This window comes from Cellulomonas sp. NPDC057328 (genome assembly GCF_042667215.1).
Classification (GTDB): Bacteria; Actinomycetota; Actinomycetes; order Actinomycetales; family Cellulomonadaceae; genus Cellulomonas.
Window position 1 is genome coordinate 21608 of the sequence record NZ_JBHUZW010000024.1, and the last position, 21902, is coordinate 43509.

Here is a 21902-nt window from a genome sequence, read left to right on the forward strand (position 1 = left end):
TCACCGTCCGAGGGGTCGTGCGACGTGCGCGCCCGTCCGACGACCTGCGACGATGTCGCGCGTGTTCGCTCGCCTGGGTCGCCTCGTCGCCCACCACCCGCGCCTGACCGTCGTCGTCTGGCTGGTGCTCGCGGTGGCCGGCTACGCCCTGGCCGTGCTCGGCGTGCACGGCGAGAGCCTCTTCGACCGCGTCGCGACCGGTGCGCCCGGGGTGAGCGGCGCCGAGAGCACGCAGGGCCAGCAGCTCCTCAACGACGCCCGCACCGCCGGGCCCGGCGTGACGCTCGTCGTCGACGGCGTCGACCCCGCGACGCCGGAGCTGGGCGCGGCGCTCGACGACGCCCGCGCCGACCTCGCGGCCGTCGCGGGGGTCGCGACCGTCTTCGACCCCCTCGCACTGCCGGGCGGCGCCACCAACCCCGCGGCCGCACCGCTGCTCGCCGAGGACGGCCGCGGCTTCCTCGTCGTGGTCGAGCTGGAGGCGGACCTGGACGAGGGCACCGAGGCGGCGGCGCTCCACGCGGTGGAGCAGCGCCTGCGCGCGGTGCCCGCCGACCTGCGTGCCGTCGCGCCGGACGCGACGGGCCTCGTCGGCGCGGAGCACCTCATCGTCGACGAGATCACCGACCAGGTGGAGCAGGACCTGCGCACCGGCGAGCTCGTCGCGCTGCCCATCGCGCTGGTCGTGATGGTGCTGGTGTTCGGAGGGTTCCTCGCCGCGGCCATGCCCATGGCGGGCGCCCTCGCGTCCATCGCGGGCGGTCTCGGCTCCGTCCTCGCCCTCACGTACGTGATGGACGTCGAGGCGTCGGTCGTCAACGTCGTCACCGTGCTCGGGCTGGGCCTGTCGATCGACTACGGCCTGCTCGTCGTCTCGCGGTTCCGGGAGGAGCTGCACCGTCTCGTGGACGGCGACGGCGGCGCCGCGAGCCGGCGGCGGCGCGGGGACGGGCCGGTCGTGCAGGCGGTCGAGACGACGATGGCGACGGCCGGCCGCACGGTCGCCTTCTCCGCGGTGACGGTCGCGATCGCCATCAGCGGCCTGCTCGCGTTCCGCCCCGACATCCTGCGCGCCATCGCGGCCGCCGGCGTGCTCGTCGTCCTCGTCGCGGTCGCCACCGCCCTCACGCTCGTGCCGGCGCTCCTGACGATCTCCGGGCGGCGCCTCGCCGGCGCGGGCGTGCTGGCCCGCGTGCCGGGCGTGCGCCGGCTGCTGGCCCGCGCCTCCGACGTCGAGCGCGAGGAAGGCGCGTTCTCCACGCTCGCCGCCCGGGTCCAGCGGCACCCGTGGTGGGTGATGCTCGGCTCGTTCGCCCTGCTGGCGGTCCTCGCGCTGCCCGTGCTCCGCATGGACCTGCGCATCAGCGGCATCGAGCTGCTGCCCGCCGGCACCGCCCAGCGCGCGTACGTCGCGGCGCTCGAGGAGGACTACGCCGGCGCCTCGGCACCCGCCGTGACGGTCGTCGCGGCGACCTCCCTCGAGGAGGCGACCGCGTGGTCGCAGGACGTCGCCGCGCTCGACGGCGTCGCGTCCGTCGACCCACCGACCGCCGCGGGCTCGTACGTCGTCGTCGGCGTGCGCCCGGCCGACGCCGACCCGGGCGGCGACGTCGCCGTCGACGTCGTGCGCGCCGTGCGGGGCCTCGACGCGCCGTTCGAGCGGTGGGTCGTGGGCCAGGCGGCGAGCCAGATCGACTTCACGGACGCCCTCGTCGAACGCGCGCCGCTCGCCCTCACCGTGGTGGCCGTCGCGACGCTCCTCCTGCTCTTCCTCATGACCGGCTCCGTCGTCATCCCGGTCAAGGCGCTGCTCACCAACACGCTGTCGATCCTCGCGTCGCTCGGCGTGCTCGTGTGGGCGTTCCAGGACGGGCACCTCGAGGGACTGCTCGGGTTCGAGTCGACCGGCGGCATCGAGACCTACGTGCTCGCGCTCGTCGCGGCGTTCGCGTTCGGGCTGGCCATGGACTACGAGGTGTTCCTGCTCGCGCGCGTCAAGGAGCTGCACGACGGCGGGATGCCGACCGACCGGGCGGTCCGGCTGGGGCTGCAGCGGTCGGGCCGGATCATCACGTCCGCCGCGGCGATCATCATCGTGGTGTTCGCCGGGTTCGTGGCCGGCGACCTCATCGTCATCAAGCAGGTCGGCTTCGCGCTGGCGGTGGCCGTGCTCATCGACGCGACGGTCGTCCGGCTGCTGCTCGTGCCGGCGACCATGACGGTGCTGGACCGCGCCAACTGGTGGGCGCCGGCCCCGCTGCGCCGGCTGTACGAGCGGTTCGCGATCCTGCACTGAGCTGAGCTCGTGCGGTCGGGCCGGCCCGCGGGGCCGGCCCACCCCCACGCCGGCCGTCAGCGCCGGAAGCCGCCGGTGTGGCCCGGACGCGCGTACGACGCGTTCTCCTCGTCGACCGTCATGCCCAGGCGCAGGTAGAGGCGGCGCGCGACGTGGTTGTCGGCGTACAGGCCGAGCGAGACCCAGGCCAGGCCGGACCCGAGGCCCGCGCGCAGCGCCGTCGCCGTCAGCGCGGCGCCGATCCCCCGCCCCCGTGCGGAGGGGACGACACCGAGGCCGTGCAGGTGCCACGACCCGCGCCCGTCGAGCGCACCGAGCCGCTGCGCCGCCCCGATGACGCCCACGAGCCGTCCGCCGTCGCGCACGCCCCACCAGCCGGCGTCGTCGGCCGACCCGGGGTGCGCGTGGGTGCCGGGGTTCGCCTCGGCGAGGCACGCGGCGACCTCGTCCGCGGCGGGGTCGCCGAGGCGCTCCACCGCCTCCTCGCCCGGCACCGGCGGCGGCGCCGCATCCGTCGACATCCGATCCCACGTCGAGAACGGTGCGACGCCGAGCGTCGCGAGCGTGCCCGCGTCGACGACCGCGCTGCGCGGCACCGTCAGCCAGGCGAGGGTCCGGCCGTCGGCCACGAGCTCGCACGCGAGGTCGCCGAGCAGGCGGCCGACGGTCGCGCCCTCGCCCGCGCACATCGCGACGAGACCGGCGTCCGCGCTGCGCACGAGCAGCACGTCCGGCCCGTCGCCGAGCACGCGCGCGTCACCCCACCGGTCGCGGTCCGCGAGCAGCCACCGACGACCGCGGAACGCGTCCGGCAGGCGCGTGACGAGCGCGTCGGCCGCCGCCGTCACACCGCGGCTGCGGCCGGCCCCGCCGCGTCGCCCGCCGCGGCCTTCGGCTTCGCGTCGACACCCGTCTCGCGCCGCTGGGCGGGCGAGATCGGCGCCGGGGCGCCCGTCAGCGGGTCGTACCCGCCGCCCGACTTCGGGAACGCGATGACCTCACGGATCGACTCGGACCGCGTGAGCAGCGCCGTGATGCGGTCCCAGCCGAAGGCGATGCCGCCGTGCGGCGGCGCGCCGAACTGGAACGCGTCGAGGAGGAAGCCGAACTTCTCCTGCGCCTCCTCGGGGCCGATGCCCATCATGGCGAAGACACGCTCCTGCACGTCCCGGCGGTGGATACGGATCGAGCCGCCGCCGATCTCGTTGCCGTTGCAGACGATGTCGTAGGCGTACGCGAGCGCCGCGCCCGGGTCCTTCTCGAAGCGGTCGACCCACTCCGGCGTCGGCGACGTGAACGCGTGGTGCACGGCGGTCCAGGCGCCCGCGCCGACCGCGACGTCGTCGTCCTCGCCCGTGGGCTTGAACAGCGGCGCGTCGACCACCCACACGAACGACCACGCGTCCTCGTCGACGAGCCCGCCGCGCCGGCCGATCTCGAGCCGCGCCGCGCCGAGCAGCGCGCGCGCCTCCGTCGCGGAGCCGGCCGCGAAGAACACCGCGTCGCCGGGGTTCGCGCCCACGGCCGCCGCGAGGCCCGCCCGCTCCTCGTCCGTGATGTTCTTGGCGACCGGGCCGCCGAGCTCGCCGTCCTCGCCGACCGTCACGTAGGCGAGGCCCTTGGCCCCCCGCTGCTTGGCCCACTCCTGCCACGCGTCGAAGCCGCGGCGCGGCGTGGCGGCACCGCCGGGCTGCACGACGGCGCCCACGTACGGCGCCTGGAACACGCGGAACGGCGTCTGCGCGAAGTAGGGCGTGAGGTCGGTCAGCTCGAGCCCGAACCGCAGGTCGGGCTTGTCGGTGCCGTACCGCTCCATCGCGTCGGCGTACGTCATGCGCGGGATCGGCGTCGGCACCGTGTAGCCGATGAGGTCCCACAGCGCGACGAGGATCTTCTCGCCCAGCGCGATGACGTCGTCCTGGTCGACGAAGCTCGCCTCGACGTCGAGCTGCGTGAACTCCGGCTGCCGGTCGGCGCGGAAGTCCTCGTCCCGGTAGCAGCGGGCGATCTGGTAGTACCGCTCGAGCCCGCCGACCATGAGCAGCTGCTTGAACAGCTGCGGCGACTGCGGCAGCGCGTACCAGCTGCCGGGCGCCAGGCGCGCCGGCACGACGAAGTCGCGCGCGCCCTCGGGCGTCGAGCGCGTCAGCGTGGGCGTCTCGACCTCGACGAAGCCGTCCGCGTCGAGCACGCGGCGCGCGGCCGCGTTCGCCTTGGCCCGCAGGCGCAGCGCGTGCGCGGGCGCCGGGCGACGCAGGTCGAGGTAGCGGTGGCGCAGGCGCGCCTCCTCGCCGACGGGCTCGTCGAGCGACGTCGAGACCGGGAAGGGCAGCGGCGCGGACTCGTTGAGCACGACGACCTCGGCCGCGACGACCTCGACCTCGCCGGTGGCGAGGTTGCTGTTCTCGTTGCCCTCGGGCCGCCGGCCGACCTCACCGGTCACCTGCAGCACGTACTCGGCGCGCAGACCGTGCGCGACGGCCTCGTCGCGGATCACGACCTGCGCGATGCCGGACGCGTCCCGCAGGTCGACGAACGCCACCCCACCGTGATCGCGGCGGCGGTCCACCCACCCGGTGAGGGTGACGGTGGTGCCGATGTGCTCGGCTCGCAGCGAGCCGGCGGTGTGGGTGCGGAGCACAGCGTGGTCCTTCGTGGTCGAGGGGTACGGGAGCGCCCGAGGACGCCCGCCCGATCCTAGTGGGCCGCGCTCGGACGGGCCGCCGGGTCACGGCCGTCGTCGGCGCCTCCTCAGGACAGGGCGCCTCCTCAGAACAGGGCGCCTCCTCAGAACAGGGTGGCGACGGCGGGCTCCGGCACGGTCGCCACCGCGGGCGACGCGTCCGCCGGCCCGCCCGACGCCGCGGGCCACGACGTGGAGCCGGCCCGCCACGCGCGGTGCCCGCGCGGGTCGGCGAAGCCGTGCCGGGTCAGCAGCGGTCCGACGCGGGCGTCGAGCCAGTGCCGGTACTCGTCCGACGTGTACGCCGAGCGGCCGTACAGGCGCCGGTACCGCGCAAGCAACCCCGGCCGGTGCGTCCGCAGCCAGTCCTCCATGAGCGGCTTCACGGCGCCGCGCAGGTGCAGCGCCATCACGCTCACCCCCGTCGCCCCCGCCTCGGACAGAGCGCCGAGCAGGGCGTCCAGGTGCTCCTCGGAGTCGGTCAGCCACGGCAGCACGGGCGCCACGAGCACCCCGCACGTGAGCCCCGCGTCCCGGACCGCACGCACGAGCGCGAGTCGTGCGCGGGGCGTCGGCGTCCCCGGCTCGAGCAGCTGCTGCAGCTCCTCGTCCACGGTCGCCAGCGAGATGCTGACCGCGACCGACCCGCCGGCCGCCGCGACGTCCGCGAGCAGCGGGAGGTCGCGGCGCAGCAGCGTGCCCTTGGTGAGCACCGACAACGGCGTGCCCGACGACGCGAGCGCCTCGAGGATCCCCGGCATGAGCCGGTACCGGCCCTCGGCCCGCTGGTAGGGGTCGGTGTTCGTGCCGAGGGCGACGTGCTCGCGCCGCCACGACGCCCGCCCTAGCTCGGCCCGGAGCACCTCCACGACGTTCGTCTTGACGACGATCTGGCTCTCGAAGTCCCGGCCGGCGCCGAGGTCGAGGTACTCGTGCGTCGGCCGCGCGAAGCAGTAGGCGCACGCGTGCAGGCAGCCGCGCATCGGGTTGACCGTCCAGCGGAACGGCACGGACGACGCGTCGGGCACCCGGTTGAGCGCGCTGCGGCACAGCACCTCGTGGAACGTCACCCCGGCGAAGTCGGGCGTCCGCACGCTGCGGACGAGACCCGGCAGGGTGCGCACGTCCATGCCCGGCAGCACGGCCTCCGCCGCCGCGGCTTCCACCTTCTGCCCGTCCCATCGCACACACTCAGTCGAACACGTGTTCGAACGGGTGTCAACGGGCGGGACGTCCGCCGATCACCACGTGCACGGCCGTGACTGTCGGCCGGGCGGGCACGGAGGAGAACCCGAACCGCACGGGCGGCGCCACGGGCCGCAGCGCGCCGAGCGAGCGGTCGCCCCAGCGGGCGTCGAGGCGGACGACGGCGTGCTGGTCGTGGGCCGCGTACCGCTCCGGCGTGCCGTCGCGCCCGGTCCCGCGCGTGCGGACGCCCGGCAGCACGACGCCCGCGACGGCGGCGACGACGCCGGCGGTCGCGTCGGCGGACGTCACGGCGCGCGGCAGGCCGTGCAGCAGCCGCCCCACCGCCGTGCGGCCGCCGATCGCGAGCCGTGCGTCGAGCGGACCGGCGGCCACCGTCCACGTCCGCCCCGCGCGGTCGGCCGCGACGCGCACGTCCACGACGTGCACGGCGTCGAACGTGTACAGCCGGGTGACGAGGGCGGCCACGTCCTCGCTGGGCGCGAGCAGCACGCGGGTGCCGTCCGGGCGCTCCACCATGACGTCGGCGAACGCCCCCAGCGGCGACCGCAGCCAGCGGCCGACGACGACGCGTGTGCCCTCCTCGCTCCCGGCGCCGGCGATGTGCCCGTCGAGCGTCACGCGCTCGGCGGCGGGCGGTGTCGCGTCGAGGACGTGCGTCATGCGCGCCACGCTAGGGCGGCGGCGCCGCCCGCGCCCCCGGGGACGCGGGTGGGCCGCACGCACCCGCGCCGCCGAGGGCGCGCCCCGTCAGCCCGCGTCGACGGGGACGACCCGCGGCCAGAGGTCCTCCGCCGGCGGCGTCCACGACGCGGCGTCGGCGGGCACCTGCTCCCCCGACCGGATGTCCTTGACCTGGTCCTCGGCAGCCGCCCCGTCGGCGTCGTCGTCGCCGACGAACCACACGTACGGGATCCCACGCCGGTCCGCGTGCCGGATCTGCTTGCCGAACTTCGCCGCGCTGGGCGCGACCTCGACCGGCACGCCGCGCGCGCGCAGCGCCGCGGCCACCGCGTCGGACCGGCCGCGCCGCTCCTCGGACGTCACCGCGACGAGCACGGCCGTCGGGACGGACCGCGACGCCCGCACGAGGCCGGCGCCGAGCAGCCGGGAGACCAGCCGCGAGACGCCGACCGACAGCCCGACGCCCGGGTACGTCGTCGCCCCGTCGGACGCGAGCGTGTCGTACCGACCGCCCGAGCAGATGGAGCCGAGGTCCTCGTGCCCGACGAGGACGGTCTCGTACACCGACCCCGTGTAGTAGTCGAGGCCGCGGGCGATGCGCAGGTCCGCGACCACGACGCCGGGCGCCCGCTCGGCCGCCGCCGCGACGAGGGCGCCGAGCTCGGCGAGCCCCTCCTCCAGCAGGTCCGTCGTGGCGCCGTGCTCGGCGGCCAGCGCGCGCACCCGGGCGACGACGCCCGCGTCGTCCCCGCGCACCTCGGCCAGCCGGAGGCACGCCTGCGCCTGCTCCGGCGTCGCGCCCGCCTCGGCGACGAGCAGCTCCGCGACGGCGTCCGGCCCGACCTTGTCGAGCTTGTCGATCGACCGCAGCACCGCGTCGACGTCCGTCAGGCCCAGGCCGCGGTAGAAGCCCTCGGCGACCTTGCGGTTGTTGACGAGGATGCGCACGGGCGGCACGCCGATCGGGCGCAGCGCCGCCAGCGCGTCGGCCATGACGAGCGGCAGCTCGACCTCGTAGTGGTACGGCAGCGCGCCGGCCCCCACCACGTCGATGTCCGCCTGCACGAACTCGCGGAAGCGCCCGTCCTGGGGACGCTCGCCCCGCCACACCTTCTGGACCTGGTAGCGGCGGAACGGGAACGCGAGGTGCCCCGCGTTCTCGAGCACGTACCGTGCGAACGGCACGGTGAGGTCGAAGTGGAGGCCGAGACGGCGGCCCGGGTCCTGCTCCTCGGCGTCCGCGTCCTCCTGCAGCCGGCGGAGCACGTAGACCTCCTTGGAGGTCTCGCCCTTGCGCAGCAGCTGGTCGAGCGGCTCGACCGCCCGCGTCTCGATCCCCGCGAACCCGTGCAGCTCGAACGCGTGCCGCAGGGTGTCGAGCACGTGCTGCTCGACGAGCCGCCCCTCGGGCAGCCACTCGGGGAATCCGGACAGGGGTGTGGGTCGCGCCATGCGCCCGATGATCCCAGACGCGCGGGCGCCCGCCGGCACCGTCCCGGGCGCGGCCAGCGGGCGGGCGCGACCAGCGGCCGGGCGCGGTCAGCGGGCGGGCGGGTCAGCGCGCGCGGGCGAGGTACGGGTTCGTCGCCAGCTCGGTGCGCACGTCGGTCGCGGGACCGTGGCCGGGCAGGACGACGGCGTCGGGCGGGAGCGTCGCGACGACGTCGCGCAGCGTCGCGGCCATCGTGGCGTCGTCACCGCCGGGCAGGTCCGTGCGCCCGACGCTGCCCGCGAACAGGACGTCGCCGGACAGCACGGTCGGCGCGGCGCCGTCGGCGTCCAGCAGGTACAGCGTCGAGCCCTCGGTGTGCCCCGGCGCGTGCCGGGCGACGAGCCGCACGTCGTCCCACGCGAGCAGCGCGTCGGCCGACCGGGCGTCCGACGCCGACCCGAACGGCTCGACCCGGGCGGGCGGCTGCCACGCACCGACGTCGACGCCGGCCGCCCCGAGCGCCTGGGCCAGCGGTCCGTGCGGGTCGTGCCGCGGGTCGAGCACGCCGAGCGTGCCGAACGGGTCGGCGAGCCGGTACGCGTCGGCGGCGTGGAGCACCACGGGCACGTCCCAGGCGGCCGCCAGCCCGGGCGCGTCCCACGTGTGGTCCGCGTGCCCGTGCGTGGCCAGGACCGCACGGGGCCGCAGGCCCCGTCCCTCGACGAGCGCGCGGACCTGCCCGCCGACGCCCGCCCCGGCGTCCACGACGACGCACGACCGGTCCGGGCCGACCACCACCGAGCACCGCGCGCCGAACACCGGTGCCACCACCGTCAGGATCTCCATGCCTCGCACGCTAGACCGCGCGCCGGGGGCGGAGGGGCGCCCGCCCGCGCCGACCTCGCGTGGGCGCGTGGCGCGCGGGTGCACCCGGTGGTCGCGGCGCGCCGCGCCCTGCCTAGACTGTGCCGGGTCCGGCGCGGGTCCGGACGGCGGCGCGGCCTCGGCCGCCGGCACGACCACGAGGGGTGGCGGTGAACTCCAAGCGCGAGTACGAGCGGCGACGGTACGAGAAGTGGCAGGCACGGCAGGAGGCCGCACGCACGCGCCGGCAGCGCCAGCGCGTCATCGCCGCGTCCGTCGTGGGTGCCCTCGTCATCGGCACCGGTGTGGTCGCCGCCGTTGCGCTCAACCAGGACGACGGAGCGCCGCAGGCCGCCCCGACCGCGAGCGACGTCGCCGAGGCGACCCCCGCCCCCACCCTTCCCGCGCGCACCGGCAACGGCGGCGTCGTGCCCGACCCGGCGGCCGCGGAGGGCCGCACGTGGACGGGCACGCTCACGACGTCGGCCGGCGTGGTCGAGGTCGAGCTCGACGGCGCCGCCGCACCGCAGGCCGTCGCGAACTTCGTCACCCTCGCGCGCGAGGGGTACTTCGACAGCACCCTCTGCCACCGCCTCGTCCCGTCCGGGATCTTCGTGCTCCAGTGCGGCGACCCGACCGCGACCGGCACGGGCGGCCCGGGGTACAGCTGGGGCCCGGTCGAGAACGCCCCGGCCGACGACGTCTACCCCGCCGGCACCCTCGCCATGGCGCGCGTCGGCAACGACGCCGAGTCGATGGGCAGCCAGTTCTTCCTCGTCTACGAGGACTCGACCATCCCGTCCGACACGGCGGGTGGCTACACCGTGTTCGGCCGCATCACGTCCGGGTTGGACGTCGTGCAGGCCATCGCTGACGCCGGGACGCAGCCGGGTACCGAGCGGCCCGTCCAGGACGTCATCATCGAGGGAGTGGAGATCCAGTGACCGAGCAGCAGACGACGCCGTCCGCGGACGACGCCGAGCAGTCTCCCGCCCTCACGGACCCCGAGGCCGCGCCCGCCGCGGCCGACGGCACGGACGAGCAGCCCGTCGCCGAGCCGACGCAGGACGACGCGGCGGCCGCCGACGCGACGCAGGACGAGGCCACACCGGCCGAGGCGACGCCGGACGACGCCGCACCCGCCGACGCCACGCAGGATGAGGCAGCGCCGACCGACGCGACGCCGGACGAGGCCGTCACGGCCGACGACGCGGCCGCCGACGACGCCCCTGCCGCCGACGAGGCCACCGCCTCGACCGACGAGACCGCCGTGTCGACCGACGAGCCCGCCGTGGCCGCGGAGCAGCCGGCTCAGGCCGAGACCGCCACCGACGACGCCGAGCAGCCGGCCGCGGCCGACGAGCCCGGCGACGCCACGCCGCGCCCGGCACCGCGCCCCTCGCCGGCGTCCCTGCGCGGGCTCCCCCGCCCGTCCGCCCGCCCCGTCGCTGCGGCGGCCGGTGCGCCGGCTGCCGCACCCGCGGCACCCGCCGGCCCGCCGGTCGACCCCGCCGAGGCGGCGCGCGCCGCCGAGTTCGGCCGCGTCGACGAGGACGGCACCGTCCACGTCCGCGAGGCGGCGGGCGAGCGTGTCGTCGGGCAGTTCCCGGGCGCGAGCGCCGAGGAGGCGCTGGGCCTGTACGTCCGCCGCTACCTCGACCTGCAGGCGAAGGTCGTGCTCTTCGAGACGCGGCTGGCCGCCACCGACCTCTCGGTCAAGGAGATCGACCAGACGCTCACCAAGCTCGGCCAGGAGCTGGCCGAGCCGGCCGCCGTGGGTGACCTCGACGGACTGCGTGCGCGCCTCGACGGGCTGCGCGAGCGCGCCGCCGAGCGCCGGGCGCAGGCCGAGGCGGAGCGCCAGGCGGCGCGCGAGGCCGCCGTGGCCTCCCGCACGCAGATCGTCGAGCAGGCGGAGAAAATCGCCGGGACGGACCCGAGCCGCATCCAGTGGCGTCCCGCCGGCGAGCAGCTGCGCGCCCTCCTCGAGCAGTGGAAGGAGGCGCAGCGCCAGGGTCCGCGCATCGACCGCCCGACGGAGGAGTCCCTCTGGAAGCGGTTCAGCCACGCCCGGACGACGTTCGACCGGGAGCGGCGGCACTTCTTCGCGGAGCTCGAGTCGCGCAACGCCGAGGCCAAGGCCGCCAAGGAGGCCCTGGTCGCGCAGGCCGAGGCGCTGTCCGGCAGCACCGACTGGGGGGCGACGTCGGCGGCCTTCCGCGACCTCATGGCGCGGTGGAAGTCCGCCGGCCGGGCGAACCGTCAGGTCGACGACGCGCTGTGGGCCCGGTTCCGCGCGGCGCAGGACGCCTTCTTCGCGGCCCGCGACGCGGCGAACCAGGCGGTCGACGCCGAGTTCCGCGCCAACCTGGAGGTCAAGGAGGCGCTGCTCGTCGAGGCGGAGGCGATCCTGCCGGTCCGCGACCTGGGCGCCGCGAAGGCCGCGCTCCGCTCGCTGCAGGACCGGTGGGAGGCCGCCGGCAAGGTGCCTCGCGGCGACCTGCAGCGCGTCGAGGGCCGCATGCGCGCCGTCGAGCAGGCGGTGCGCGACGCCGAGAGCGCCCAGTGGCGGCGCAGCAACCCCGAGACGCGGGCCCGCGCCGAGGGTGCGGCGGCACAGCTCGAGCAGGCCATCGCCGGCCTCGAGGACGACCTGGCGAAGGCGCAGGCGGCCGGTGACCAGCGGCGCGTCGCCGAGGCGCAGGCTGCGCTGGACGCGCGGCGCGCGTGGCTCGAGCAGGTCCAGCGCGCGGCGGACGACGCCCGGGGCTGAGCCGCCCCACCCGCGACCGCGGCGCAGGGCCACCCGCAGCGGTCGTCGGAGCAGTCACCGGCGAGGGCGCCCGTCCACAGGACGGGCGCCCTCGCCGCACCACGGCGTCGCCGCGCGTCATCCTGGGCGTGTGACGACCTCCAGCACCGCCCCGCCGGCCCTCGCGCGGCTGCGTCCCCCGTCACGCACCGTGCCGGCCCTGCTCCACCGCCACGACGTCGGCCCGCTCGCCTGGGCGGGCCTGCTCGCCGACGGCCACCTCGTCCCGCTGTGGGGCGCCGTCGCGCGGACCGCGGGCACCGCCGAGACACCGGCGGTCCGCGCCGCCGCGCTCGCCGGGCTCGTCCCGGCCCGCGGCGCGGTGGGCCGCCTGTCCGCCGTCTGGGTGCATGCCGGCGGCGTCGCGCCGCGGCGCGCGACCGTCCTCGTGGGCGCGGGGACGCGACGCCCCGACGCGCACCCCGACCGGTGGGTCGCCGAGGCACGGCTGCCCGCCGCCGACGTCGTCGTGCTCGGCGGCACCGCGGTGACGACGCCGCTGCGCACGGTGCTCGACGTCGCACGCTGGGAGCCGCCCGCGGCAGCGCGCGCGGCGGTCCACCGGCTGGCGGACCGCTGCGGCGTGGACCTCGCCGCGGCGGCGGCGGTCCTCGACGACCTCGAGGGGCACCGCGGGGTCCGACGGGCCCGCGCCCTGCTGCGCGGGGCGGCGGGCGCCGGCGGGACGCGTGCCGTCAGGCCCGGATGACCGGCTCCTCGGCCGCGCGGGCGCCCGTGACCCGGTAGACGTCGAACACGCCCTCGACCTTCCGGACCGCGGCGAGCACCGACGCCAGGTGCGACGGCTCCGCCATCTCGAAGACGAACCGCGACAGCGCGACGCGGTCGCGCGACGTCGACACGGACGCCGACAGGATGTTGACGTGGTGGTCGGACAGCACGCGCGTGACGTCCGACAGCAGCCGGCTGCGGTCGAGCGCCTCCACCTGGATCTGCACGAGGAACAGCTGCGAGCTCGTGTGCGTCCACCCGACGTCGACGAGCCGCTCGGGCTGGCGGCGCAGCGCCTCCACGTTGATGCAGTCCGTGCGGTGCACCGACACCCCCTGCCCGCGCGTGACGAACCCGAGGATCTCGTCACCGGGCACCGGCGTGCAGCACTTCGCGAGCTTGACCCAGACGTCCTCGACGCCCTTGACGACGACACCGGGGTCGCCCGTCCGCACGCGCCGCGCGGGCTGCCCCGGGCGCGCGGTCTCGGCCAGGTCCTCCTCGGCGGCCGGCTCGCCGCCGAGCGAGTGCACGAGGCGCTGCACGACCGACGCCGCCGACGCCTGCCCCTCGCCGACGGCGGCGTACAGCGCCGACACGTCCGCGTACCGCATCTCGTGCGCGAGGGCGACGAGCGCCTCGTGGGACATCAGGCGCTGGATCGGCAGGTTCTGCTTGCGCATCGCCTTCGCGATGGCGTCCTTGCCGTGCTCGACCGCCTCCTCGCGGCGCTCCTTCGTGAACCACTGGCGGATCTTGTTCCGGGCGCGGGGGCTCTTGACGAAGCCCAGCCAGTCGCGGCTCGGGCCGGCGGTCTCCGAGCGCGAGGTGAACACCTCGACGACGTCGCCGTTCTCGAGCGTCGAGTCGAGCGGCACGAGCCGCCCGTTGACGCGGGCGCCCATGGTGCGGTGCCCGACCTCGGTGTGCACGGCGTACGCGAAGTCGACCGGCGTCGAGCCGGCAGGCAGCGCCTGGACGTCGCCCTTCGGCGTGAACACGTACACCTCGGCGCCGGCGATCTCGTCGCGCAGCAGGTCGAGGAACTCGGTGGGGTCCGCGGTCTCGCGCTGCCAGTCGACGAGCTGGCGCAGCCACGTCATGTCGTCGCCGGCCGGCTGGCCGTTCTTGGCGTTCTCCTTGTACTTCCAGTGCGCGGCGACGCCGTACTCGGCGCGGCGGTGCATGTCGTGCGTGCGGATCTGGATCTCCACCGGCTTGCCGCCGGGGCCGATCACCGTCGTGTGCAGCGACTGGTACAGGTTGAACTTCGGCATCGCGATGTAGTCCTTGAACCGGCCGGGGACCGGGTTCCACCGCGCGTGCAGGGCACCGAGGGCCGCGTAGCAGTCGCGGACCGTGTCGACGAGGACGCGGACGCCCACGAGGTCGTAGATGTCGGCGAAGTCGCGGCCGCGCACGATCATCTTCTGGTAGATCGAGTAGTAGTGCTTCGGCCGCCCGGTGACCGTCGCGCGGATCTTCGCCCCACGCAGGTCCGTGCCGACCTGGTCGCGGACCGTCGCGAGGTACTCCTCGCGTGCGGGGGCGCGCTCCGCGACGAGGTGCACGATCTCGTCGTAGACCTTCGGGTAGAGCGTCGCGAACGAGAGGTCCTCGAGCTCCCACTTGATGGTGTTCATGCCGAGGCGGTGGGCGAGCGGCGCGTAGATCTCGAGCGTCTCGCGCGCCTTCTTCTCGGCCGACGACGCGGCGACGAACTTCCACGTGCGGGCGTTGTGCAGGCGGTCGGCGAGCTTGATGACGAGCACCCGGATGTCACGCGACATCGCGACGACCATCTTGCGCACGGTCTCGGCCTGCGCCGCGTCGCCGTACGCGACCTTGTCGAGCTTCGTGACGCCGTCGACGAGCATCGCGACCTCGGGCCCGAACTCGCGCCGCAGCTGGTCCAGCGAGTACTCGGTGTCCTCGACCGTGTCGTGCAGCAGCGCCGCGACGAGCGTCGACGGCGTCATGCCGAGCTCGGCGAGGATCGTGGCGACCGCGACCGGGTGCGTGATGTACGGGTCGCCGCTCTTGCGGAGCTGGCCTCGGTGCGCGCGCTCCGCGACCACGTAGGCCTGCTCCACCGCGGACAGGTCCGCCTTCGGGTGGTTCATGCGGACGGCCTGGAGCACCGGCTCGAGTGCCGGGTACGTCGCGCCGGACCGGCCCGACAGCCGCGCGAGGCGGGCGCGCACGCGCGACCCGGACGACCCGACGCCGTCGCCGCCCTCGCCCGCGACGGGCACGCCGGTACCGGGTGTGGACGCCGCGGCGGGCGCCGCCGTCGCGGGCGGCGCGTCCGAGGGCGCGGTCGCGGGCGTGCCCGTCTCCGACGGCGCAGCCTTGACCTTCTCGTTCACGGCACCCCCTCCCCTGACCGTCGTGCGCACCGACGGCGACGACCGGCGGCGGACGGCCGACGGTGCGGTCCTGGTCGGACGAGTCTACGTCGGCGCACGCGTCGACCCGCACGCGGCGGTCCGCACGGGTGACGGGCCGCCGCGCGCGACGGGAGGTGCGACGCGCACGCGGCGCGGGTCAGAGGGTGAGCAGCGCGTCGATCTCGCGGCCGGGCAGCAGGTCCCGGCCGCGCAGCGCCTCGAGCTCGACGAGGAAGCTGAGACCGACCACCTCGGCGCCGCAGCGCTCGAGCAGCTCGACCGTGGCGGCGGCGGTGCCGCCGGTGGCGAGCACGTCGTCGATGACGAGCACCCGCGCGCCGGCCGGCACCGTGAACGGCTGCACCTCGACGGTCGCCGTCCCGTACTCGAGCGCGTACGTCGCGGACGCGACGGGGCCGGGCAGCTTGCCGGCCTTCCGCACGGGCACGACGCCCGCGCCGAGCGCCGTGGCGACCGGCGCCGCGAGCAGGAACCCGCGGGCCTCCATGCCGGCGACGAGGTCCACCCGTCCCGGGGCGTCGGCGGCCAGCGCCGCGACGACCTCGGCGAACGCGGCCGGGTCGGCCAGCAGCGGCATGATGTCGCGGAACTGGACGCCCGGCTCCGGGAAGTCCGGGACCGTCCGCAGCAGGCCGTCGACGCGACGCGCCAGGTCGGCGCGCGCGTCGCCCGTCAGCGCGCTCACCGGCTCTTGCGCCGCGGCTGGGCCGCCTGACCCTGGTGCCCGCCCGGCCGGAGCGCCCCGGTCGCGCGCGGTGCGCCGGCGAGGGCCGGCTCCCCCGCGTCGCCGTCCGCCGTCGCGGTCCCCGCGCGCAGCGCCAGCACCTTCGCGGTGTGCTCGCGGATCCGCGGCTCCCGCTCGCGCAGCGTGACCTCGAACGGCGTGGCGATGAAGACCGACGAGAACGTGCCGACCACCATGCCGACGAACAGCGCGAGCGCGATGTCGCGCAGGGTGCCGGCGCCGAGGATGAACGCCCCGACGACGAGGATCGACGCGACGGGCAGCAGCGCGACGACCGACGTGTTGATCGAGCGCACGAGCGTCTGGTTGACGGCGAGGTTCGCCTTCTCGGCGTAGGTGAACCGTGTCTGCTCGAGCGTGTCCGCGGTGTTCTCGCGCACCTTGTCGAACACCACGACGGTGTCGTACAGCGAGTACCCGAGGATCGTGAGGAACCCGATCACGGTGGCGGGCGTGACCTCCCAGCCGATGCCCGAGTACAGGCCGACGGTGATGATGAGGTCGTGCGCCAGGGCGACCAGCGCCGCGACGGCCATCCGCCAGTTGCGGAAGTACAGCGTCATCACGGCGGCCACGAACAGGAGGAAGACCCCGAGGCCCGTGAGCGCCTTCTGCGACACGTCGCGCCCCCAGGCGGGGCCGATGTAGTTGCTGGTGACCTGCTCCTCCGGCACGTCGAACGCCGTGGCGAGCGCGTCGGTGACCTGCTGCACCTGCTCCTGCTCGAGCTGCGACGTCTGGATGCGCAGCGAGTCGCCGCCGAGGGTGGTCACGCGCGGCACCTCGTCGGGCGCGACCTCCTGGACGGTGCGCGTGGCGAGCCCCTGGTCGAGGTCGTCGACGTCCGAGACCGTGAACTCCGAGCCGCCGCGGAACTCGATGCCGGGGTTGAGGCCCGGCGTGATGAGCAGCACCACCGAGATCAGCAGCAGGACGGCGGACACGGCGTACCACCGGCGGCGCTTGCCGACGATGTCGTACGAGCGACGACCCGTGTACAGGTCGTTGCCCCACTGGGCGAATCCGGCGGCCATCAGCGGTCGCTCCCCTCGGGGCGCCCGGTCCCGGGCGCGTCGGTCCCCGTCGCGCCGTCCTCGGTCGCGTCGGTGGTGTCCTGCGCCGCGGCGGCGGCCCGGGCGGCGGCCCGGCGCTCGGCGATGGTCTGGTGCCCGGCGCCCACGGCGACGGGCTGCTTGCGCGGCCGCGAGGACAGCCCCGCCACGTCGGCGCCGTCGTCCGTGGCCGGCTCGGTCGGCGCGCCGTCGCGGGCGCCGGTGACGACGCGTCCCCGGCCGACGTAGCGGACCTTCGACGGGTCGACGCCGAGCCGCTTCGGGTCCAGGCCGGACGCCGGGTGCCCCTGCGCGAAGAAGCGCGTCCGCGACAGCAGCACCATGAGCGGGTGCGTGAAGCACACGACCACGAGGAGGTCGATGAGCGTGGTCAGCCCGAGGGTGAACGCGAACCCGCGCACCCCGCCGACGGCGGCGAAGTACAGCACGACGGCGGCGAGGAGGTTCACCGCGTCGGACGCCAGGATGGTGCGCCGCGCGCGCCGCCACCCGGTGTCCACGGCGGCGCCCAGCGAGCGGCCGTCCCGGAGCTCGTCACGGATGCGCTCGAAGTAGACGATGAACGAGTCGGCCGTCACGCCGATGGCCACGATGAGACCCGCCACGCCGGGGAGCGACAGGCGGTACCCCTGCCACCACGACAGCAGGGTGATCACGCCGTACGTGAGCACCGCGGCGATGACCAGCGACGCCACGGTGACCAGGCCGAGCGCGCGGTACTGGAACAGCGAGTACACGACCACGAGCAGCAGACCGAGCAGGCCGGCGAGGAGGCCGTTGCGCAGCTGCTCGGACCCGAGCGTCGCGGAGATCTGCTCCTCGCTCTGCACGGTGAAGCTGATCGGCAGCGAACCGAAGCTGAGCTGGTTGGCCAGCGCCGCCGCCGAGTCCCGCGTGAACGTGCCGGAGATCTCGGCCTGCCCGTTCGGGATGACCTCGTTGACCGACGGCGCGGAGATGACGAGCGCGTCCAGCACCACCGCGAACTGGTTCAGCGGCGGCGCCTGCGACGCGAGCCGCGTGGTGGTCTCGGTGAACTTGGGCGTGCCGCCCGAGGTGAACTCGAGGTTGACGACCCACTCGTTCGTCGTGGCGCCGGACTGCAGCTGGCGCAGGCCGGACGTCGCCGTGTCGATGTCCGCGCCCTCGATCTCGACCGGGCCGAGGATGAACTTGGCGGTGCCGGTCTGGTCGCAGGTCACGACCGCGGCGTCCGCGGCCCCGGGCGCGCCGCCCGTGCGGTTCTCCGGGAGCGTGCAGTCGAGCGCGTCGAACTGCGCCTGCACGGCGGGCGTGACGTAGTACGCGACGTCGCTGGGGCTCGTCGGCTCCGCCGTCGCCGGTGCGTCCGACGGCTCCTCGGCCGCGGGCGGGGTGGCCGCGGGGTCCACCGCCGGCTCGACCGGCTCGGCGGTGGCGTCCGTCGCGGGCAGCACGGCCGTCTCGCCCTCGGCCGCGTCCCCCTCTGCCGGTGCGGCGGACTCCTCCGGCGCGGGGGCGCCCGTGGCCGCCGGGTCCGTCTCGGCCGTCGGCGTGGGCGCGCCCATGACGAGGACCGGGCGGAACTCCATCTGCGCGGAGGTCCGGACCAGGTCGAGGGTCTCCTCGCTCGGGCGCCCGGGCAGGGCCACGACGATGTTCGAGCCGCCCTGGCTCGTGATCTCGGCCTCGGCGACGCCGGAGGCGTCGACGCGCTGGCGGATGACGCCGATCGCCTGGTCGATGGTGTCGGCCGTGACCGCGCCCTCGGCCTCGGCGACGGGCCGCAGGATGACCTGCGTCCCGCCCTCGAGGTCGAGCGCGAGGCTGGGCGTCAGCTCCGCGTCGCCCCACCGGCTGCCGGCGAGGATCGTCGCGAAGATCGCGACGAGGACGACACCGAGGGTGACGAGCGTACGGACCGGCCGTTCACGGCGGCGGGGAGGAGGAGCCAACGCAGTTCTTCTCTCGTGCGCGCACCGGCCGCGGGGCGGCCGGTGGGATCCAGGCCCGGGCGTCGTCGCCCGGGCCGACGGTCACTTCCTGTCGGTGTCGTCGTCGCGGCGCGGGTTCTCCGGCGGCAGCGACGACAGGTCGTCCGGGACGTCGATGACGCCGTCGCGGTCGTCCGCGTCGGTCACGTCGTCCTCGACCACGACCTCCTCGGCGTCGGCCACGACGGGCGGGTCGACGCGGCGGGCGATCGCGGCCTTGAGCCACCGGGTCTCGGAACCCGGAGTGGACTCGAGCGTCACGACGTCGCCCTCGACGGCGGTGACGGTGCCGAAGAGCCCGGACCCCGTCATGACCTCGTCGCCGACCTCGAGGTTGGTGCGCAGGTCGGCCATCTCCCGCTGCTGCTTGCGGGTGCGGCTCGACATGAACCACAGGGCCGCGAAGGCGACCAGCAGGATGATGAGGAACGAGTAGTCCATGAGGGGGAAGGTCTCCGCATCGGTGTCGACGTCCGCCGCAGTCTAGGCGCCGCGGCCGGAGCCTCCAACGTCCGTCCGCCCCGGACCGTTCCCGGACCCGCCAGGCGGCGGCTCCGGTGGCTCGGCGGTCAGGGCCCGGCCGACCTCAGCCGAACAGCGTGTCCGCCGGCGCCGGGCGGTCGAGGCCGAGGTGGTCCCACGCCGCGGGCATCGCCACGCGTCCGCGCGGCGTCCGGCCGATCAGGCCCTCCCGCACGAGGAAAGGCTCGGCGACCGTCTCGACGGTCTCGGGTTCCTCCCCCACGGCGACGGCGAGCGTCGTCAGGCCCACCGGCCCGCCGCCGAACCGCAGGCACAGCGCCTGCAGCACCGACCGGTCGAGCCGGTCGAGCCCGCGCTCGTCGACCTCGTACACCGCCAGCGCGGCCCGTGCCGCGTCGAGCGTGAGCCGGCCGTCACCGCGCACCTCGGCCCAGTCGCGCACGCGGCGCAGCAGGCGGTTGGCGATGCGCGGGGTCCCGCGGGAGCGCGACGCGATCTCGGCGGCGGCCTCGCCCTCGAGCGGCACGCCGAGCAGGCCGGCGGACCGCAGCAGGACGCGCTCGAGCTCGTCGTCGTCGTAGAAGTCGAGGTGGCCGGTGAAGCCGAAGCGGTCCCGCAGGGGCGCCGGCAGCAGCCCGGCGCGCGTCGTCGCGCCGACGACCGTGAACGGCGGGAGCGACAGCGGGATGGCGCTGGCGCCGGCGCCCTTGCCGACGACCACGTCGACTCGGAAGTCCTCCATGGCGACGTACAGCAGCTCCTCGGCCGGGCGCGCCAGCCGGTGGATCTCGTCGAGGAACAGCACCTCGCCCTCCTCGAGCGAGGACAGCACCGCGGCGAGGTCGCCCGCGTGCTGGATGGCCGGCCCGCTGGTGACCCGCAGCGACGTGCCGAGCTCGGCAGCGATGATCATGGCGAGGGTCGTCTTGCCCAGCCCGGGCGGCCCGGACAGCAGCACGTGGTCCGGTGCGCGTCCGCGGTTGAGCGCGGCCTGGAGCACGAGCGACAGCTGGTCGCGCACGACGCGCTGCCCGACGAACTCGTCGAGGCGGCGCGGGCGCAGCGCCGCCTCGGCGGCGCGCTCGAGCTCGTCCGCACCCGCGCGCACGAGCGACTCGGGCGCGGCGCCGTCGTCCGCCGGGGGACCCGCCTCAGGCACGCGAGCCCCCGAGCACGCGCAGCGCGGCACGCAGGACGCCCGGCACCTCGTCGGCGCCGACCGGCTCCGTGCCGCCGTCGAGCACGCCGGCGACGGCGTCCTGCGCGGCGCGCAGCGGCCAGCCGAGCCCGACGAGCGCGTCGACGACCTGGTCGCGGTGGTCGGCCGCGACGGCGGACCGCACGGGGCCGCCGCCCACGGGCGTCGGCGCACCGAGGCGGTCCCCCAGCTCGAGGACGATGCGCTGCGCGCCCTTGCGGCCGATGCCCGGCACGCGCACGAGCGCGGCCAGGTCCTCGTCGGCGACCGCCCGCCGCAGTCCGTCGGGCGTGTGCACCGCGAGCATCGCGAGGGCGAGGCGCGGCCCCACGCCGGTGACCGTCTGCAGGATCTCGAAGACGTCGCGCTCGTCGGCGTCCGCGAACCCGAACAGCGTCAGCGAGTCCTCGCGGACCACGAGCGACGTGAACAGGCGGGCCGGCGTGCCGACCCGGAGCCCGGCGAGCGTCGTGGGCGTCGCCTGCACGAGCATGCCGACGCCACCGACCTCGACCACCGCGGCGTCGAGCCGCACCGTCAGCACCGTCCCGTGCACGGACGCGATCACCGCACGCACCTCCTGCTCCCGCGCGCGACCCACGCGGCCGGCGCACCGGCGCCCACTGTGCCACAGCGGGCGAACACCTGTACGAACGACACGCTCACGCCCGGCGGCGCGCGGCCTGCTCCGCGGCGGCCCACGCACGCTGCGCCGGCGTCAGCGACCCGGGCGCGCGCTGCGGCGCGCCGATCGCCCCGGCCGGCCGCCACAGGTGGCAGATCGCGAGGGCCAGCGCGTCCGCGGCGTCGGCGGGCCGCGGCGCGACCTCGAGCTCGAGCAGCCGGCGGACCATCTGCTGCACCTGCGCCTTGTCGGCCCGGCCGCTGCCCGTCACGGCGGCCTTGACCTCGCTCGGCGTGTGCATGGCGACCGGGATGCGGCGGCGCGCGGCGGCGACGAGCGCCAGGCCGGCGACCTGCGCCGTGCCCATCACCGTGCTCACGTTGTGCTGCGCGAAGACCCGTTCGACGGCCACGGTGTCGGGCGCGTACTCCTCGAGGTACTCCTCGATCCGCCGCTCGATGCGCAGCAGCCGCTGGTCGACGTCCAGGCCGGGCTCGGACGTCGCGACGTCGACGGCGACCATGCGCAGCCGGCGGCCGGGCAGCCCGTCAACGACGCCGAGGCCGCAGCGGGTGAGACCGGGGTCGACTCCGAGGACGCGCACGCGGCCATCGTCGCAGGCACCGGCGCCCGGTCCGCGCAGGCGTGCCCGGACACGGCGACGCGCCGGGCCCCGTCCGGGACC

At 75.9% G+C, this 21902-nt stretch carries 18 protein-coding genes; 4 read left to right on the plus strand and 14 right to left on the minus strand.

From position 1 onward, the window contains the following. Nucleotides 1-52: 52 nt before the first annotated feature. Nucleotides 53-2296, plus strand: a complete 2244-nt coding sequence (locus ACFUMH_RS06745) for an MMPL family transporter (RefSeq protein ID WP_378202337.1) — start codon at nt 53-55, stop codon at nt 2294-2296. Between the two features lie 56 nt (nt 2297-2352). Here the strand turns inward: ACFUMH_RS06745 and ACFUMH_RS06750 are convergent, their stop codons facing one another. The 6 genes from ACFUMH_RS06750 to ACFUMH_RS06775 form a co-directional block, all read right to left on the minus strand. Beyond that, entirely contained in the window at nt 2353-3144 is a 792-nt protein-coding gene (locus tag ACFUMH_RS06750) for a GNAT family N-acetyltransferase (RefSeq protein WP_378202340.1), read from the minus strand. Next, a complete protein-coding gene (aspS, locus tag ACFUMH_RS06755; RefSeq protein WP_378202343.1) occupies nt 3141-4937 on the minus strand; it encodes an aspartate--tRNA ligase in 1797 nt (598 codons plus the stop codon). The genes ACFUMH_RS06750 and aspS overlap by 4 nt, the downstream gene beginning before the upstream one ends. Before the next feature lie 146 nt (nt 4938-5083). Next, nucleotides 5084-6166 carry an Rv2578c family radical SAM protein gene (locus ACFUMH_RS06760; protein ID WP_378202347.1) on the minus strand — a complete coding sequence of 361 codons (1083 nt, stop codon included), beginning with the start codon at nt 6164-6166 and terminating at the stop codon, nt 5084-5086. Between the two features lie 31 nt (nt 6167-6197). Then, a complete protein-coding gene (locus ACFUMH_RS06765) occupies nt 6198-6848 on the minus strand; it encodes a hypothetical protein (protein WP_378202349.1) in 651 nt (216 codons plus the stop codon). An 87-nt stretch (nt 6849-6935) separates the two neighbouring features. Continuing rightward, complete coding sequence (hisS, locus tag ACFUMH_RS06770) at nt 6936-8321, minus strand: histidine--tRNA ligase (RefSeq protein WP_378202352.1); 1386 nt, start codon at nt 8319-8321, stop codon at nt 6936-6938. Nucleotides 8322-8424: 103 nt separating this feature from the next. Further along, a complete protein-coding gene (locus ACFUMH_RS06775) occupies nt 8425-9147 on the minus strand; it encodes an MBL fold metallo-hydrolase (protein WP_378202355.1) in 723 nt (240 codons plus the stop codon). Between the two features lie 182 nt (nt 9148-9329). On the opposite strand from ACFUMH_RS06775, the gene ACFUMH_RS06780 reads away from it, so the two are divergent. From ACFUMH_RS06780 to ACFUMH_RS06790, 3 genes are all read left to right on the plus strand, one after another. Beyond that, nucleotides 9330-10109, plus strand: coding sequence for a peptidylprolyl isomerase (locus tag ACFUMH_RS06780; protein WP_378202358.1), 780 nt, complete (start codon nt 9330-9332; stop codon nt 10107-10109). Further along, nucleotides 10106-11938: a DUF349 domain-containing protein gene (locus tag ACFUMH_RS06785; RefSeq protein WP_378202361.1), complete on the plus strand. Its 1833-nt coding sequence runs from the start codon at nt 10106-10108 to the stop codon at nt 11936-11938. Before ACFUMH_RS06780 ends, ACFUMH_RS06785 begins: the two co-directional genes overlap by 4 nt. 130 nt (nt 11939-12068) lie before the next feature. Then, nucleotides 12069-12686 carry a hypothetical protein gene (locus ACFUMH_RS06790; RefSeq protein WP_378202364.1) on the plus strand — a complete coding sequence of 206 codons (618 nt, stop codon included), beginning with the start codon at nt 12069-12071 and terminating at the stop codon, nt 12684-12686. On the opposite strand, the gene ACFUMH_RS06795 is transcribed toward ACFUMH_RS06790, so the two are convergent. The 8 genes from ACFUMH_RS06795 to ruvC form a co-directional block, all read right to left on the minus strand. After that, nucleotides 12673-14964 (minus strand): RelA/SpoT family protein, encoded by a 2292-nt coding sequence (locus tag ACFUMH_RS06795; protein ID WP_378202392.1) that lies wholly within the window; start codon nt 14962-14964, stop codon nt 12673-12675. The two genes, ACFUMH_RS06790 and ACFUMH_RS06795, sit on opposite strands and share 14 nt — an antisense overlap. A gap of 292 nt (nt 14965-15256) precedes the next feature. Beyond that, complete coding sequence (locus ACFUMH_RS06800) at nt 15257-15805, minus strand: adenine phosphoribosyltransferase (protein WP_378202367.1); 549 nt, start codon at nt 15803-15805, stop codon at nt 15257-15259. Further along, entirely contained in the window at nt 15802-16899 is a 1098-nt protein-coding gene (gene secF, locus ACFUMH_RS06805) for a protein translocase subunit SecF (protein ID WP_378202370.1), read from the minus strand. Before secF ends, ACFUMH_RS06800 begins: the two co-directional genes overlap by 4 nt. Then, complete coding sequence (gene secD, locus ACFUMH_RS06810; protein ID WP_378202373.1) at nt 16899-18872, minus strand: protein translocase subunit SecD; 1974 nt, start codon at nt 18870-18872, stop codon at nt 16899-16901. Before secD ends, secF begins: the two co-directional genes overlap by 1 nt. A gap of 81 nt (nt 18873-18953) precedes the next feature. Beyond that, nucleotides 18954-19352, minus strand: coding sequence for a preprotein translocase subunit YajC (yajC, locus tag ACFUMH_RS06815; protein ID WP_378202377.1), 399 nt, complete (start codon nt 19350-19352; stop codon nt 18954-18956). A gap of 145 nt (nt 19353-19497) precedes the next feature. Then, nucleotides 19498-20553 carry a Holliday junction branch migration DNA helicase RuvB gene (gene ruvB / locus ACFUMH_RS06820; RefSeq protein WP_378202380.1) on the minus strand — a complete coding sequence of 352 codons (1056 nt, stop codon included), beginning with the start codon at nt 20551-20553 and terminating at the stop codon, nt 19498-19500. Next, the gene (ruvA, locus tag ACFUMH_RS06825; RefSeq protein WP_378202383.1) at nt 20546-21160 is read right to left on the minus strand and encodes a Holliday junction branch migration protein RuvA; all 615 of its coding nucleotides are present in this window, start codon (nt 21158-21160) and stop codon (nt 20546-20548) included. The genes ruvB and ruvA overlap by 8 nt, the downstream gene beginning before the upstream one ends. A 94-nt stretch (nt 21161-21254) precedes the next feature. After that, a complete protein-coding gene (ruvC, locus tag ACFUMH_RS06830; RefSeq protein ID WP_378202386.1) occupies nt 21255-21821 on the minus strand; it encodes a crossover junction endodeoxyribonuclease RuvC in 567 nt (188 codons plus the stop codon). Between the last annotated feature and the right edge of the window lie 81 nt (nt 21822-21902).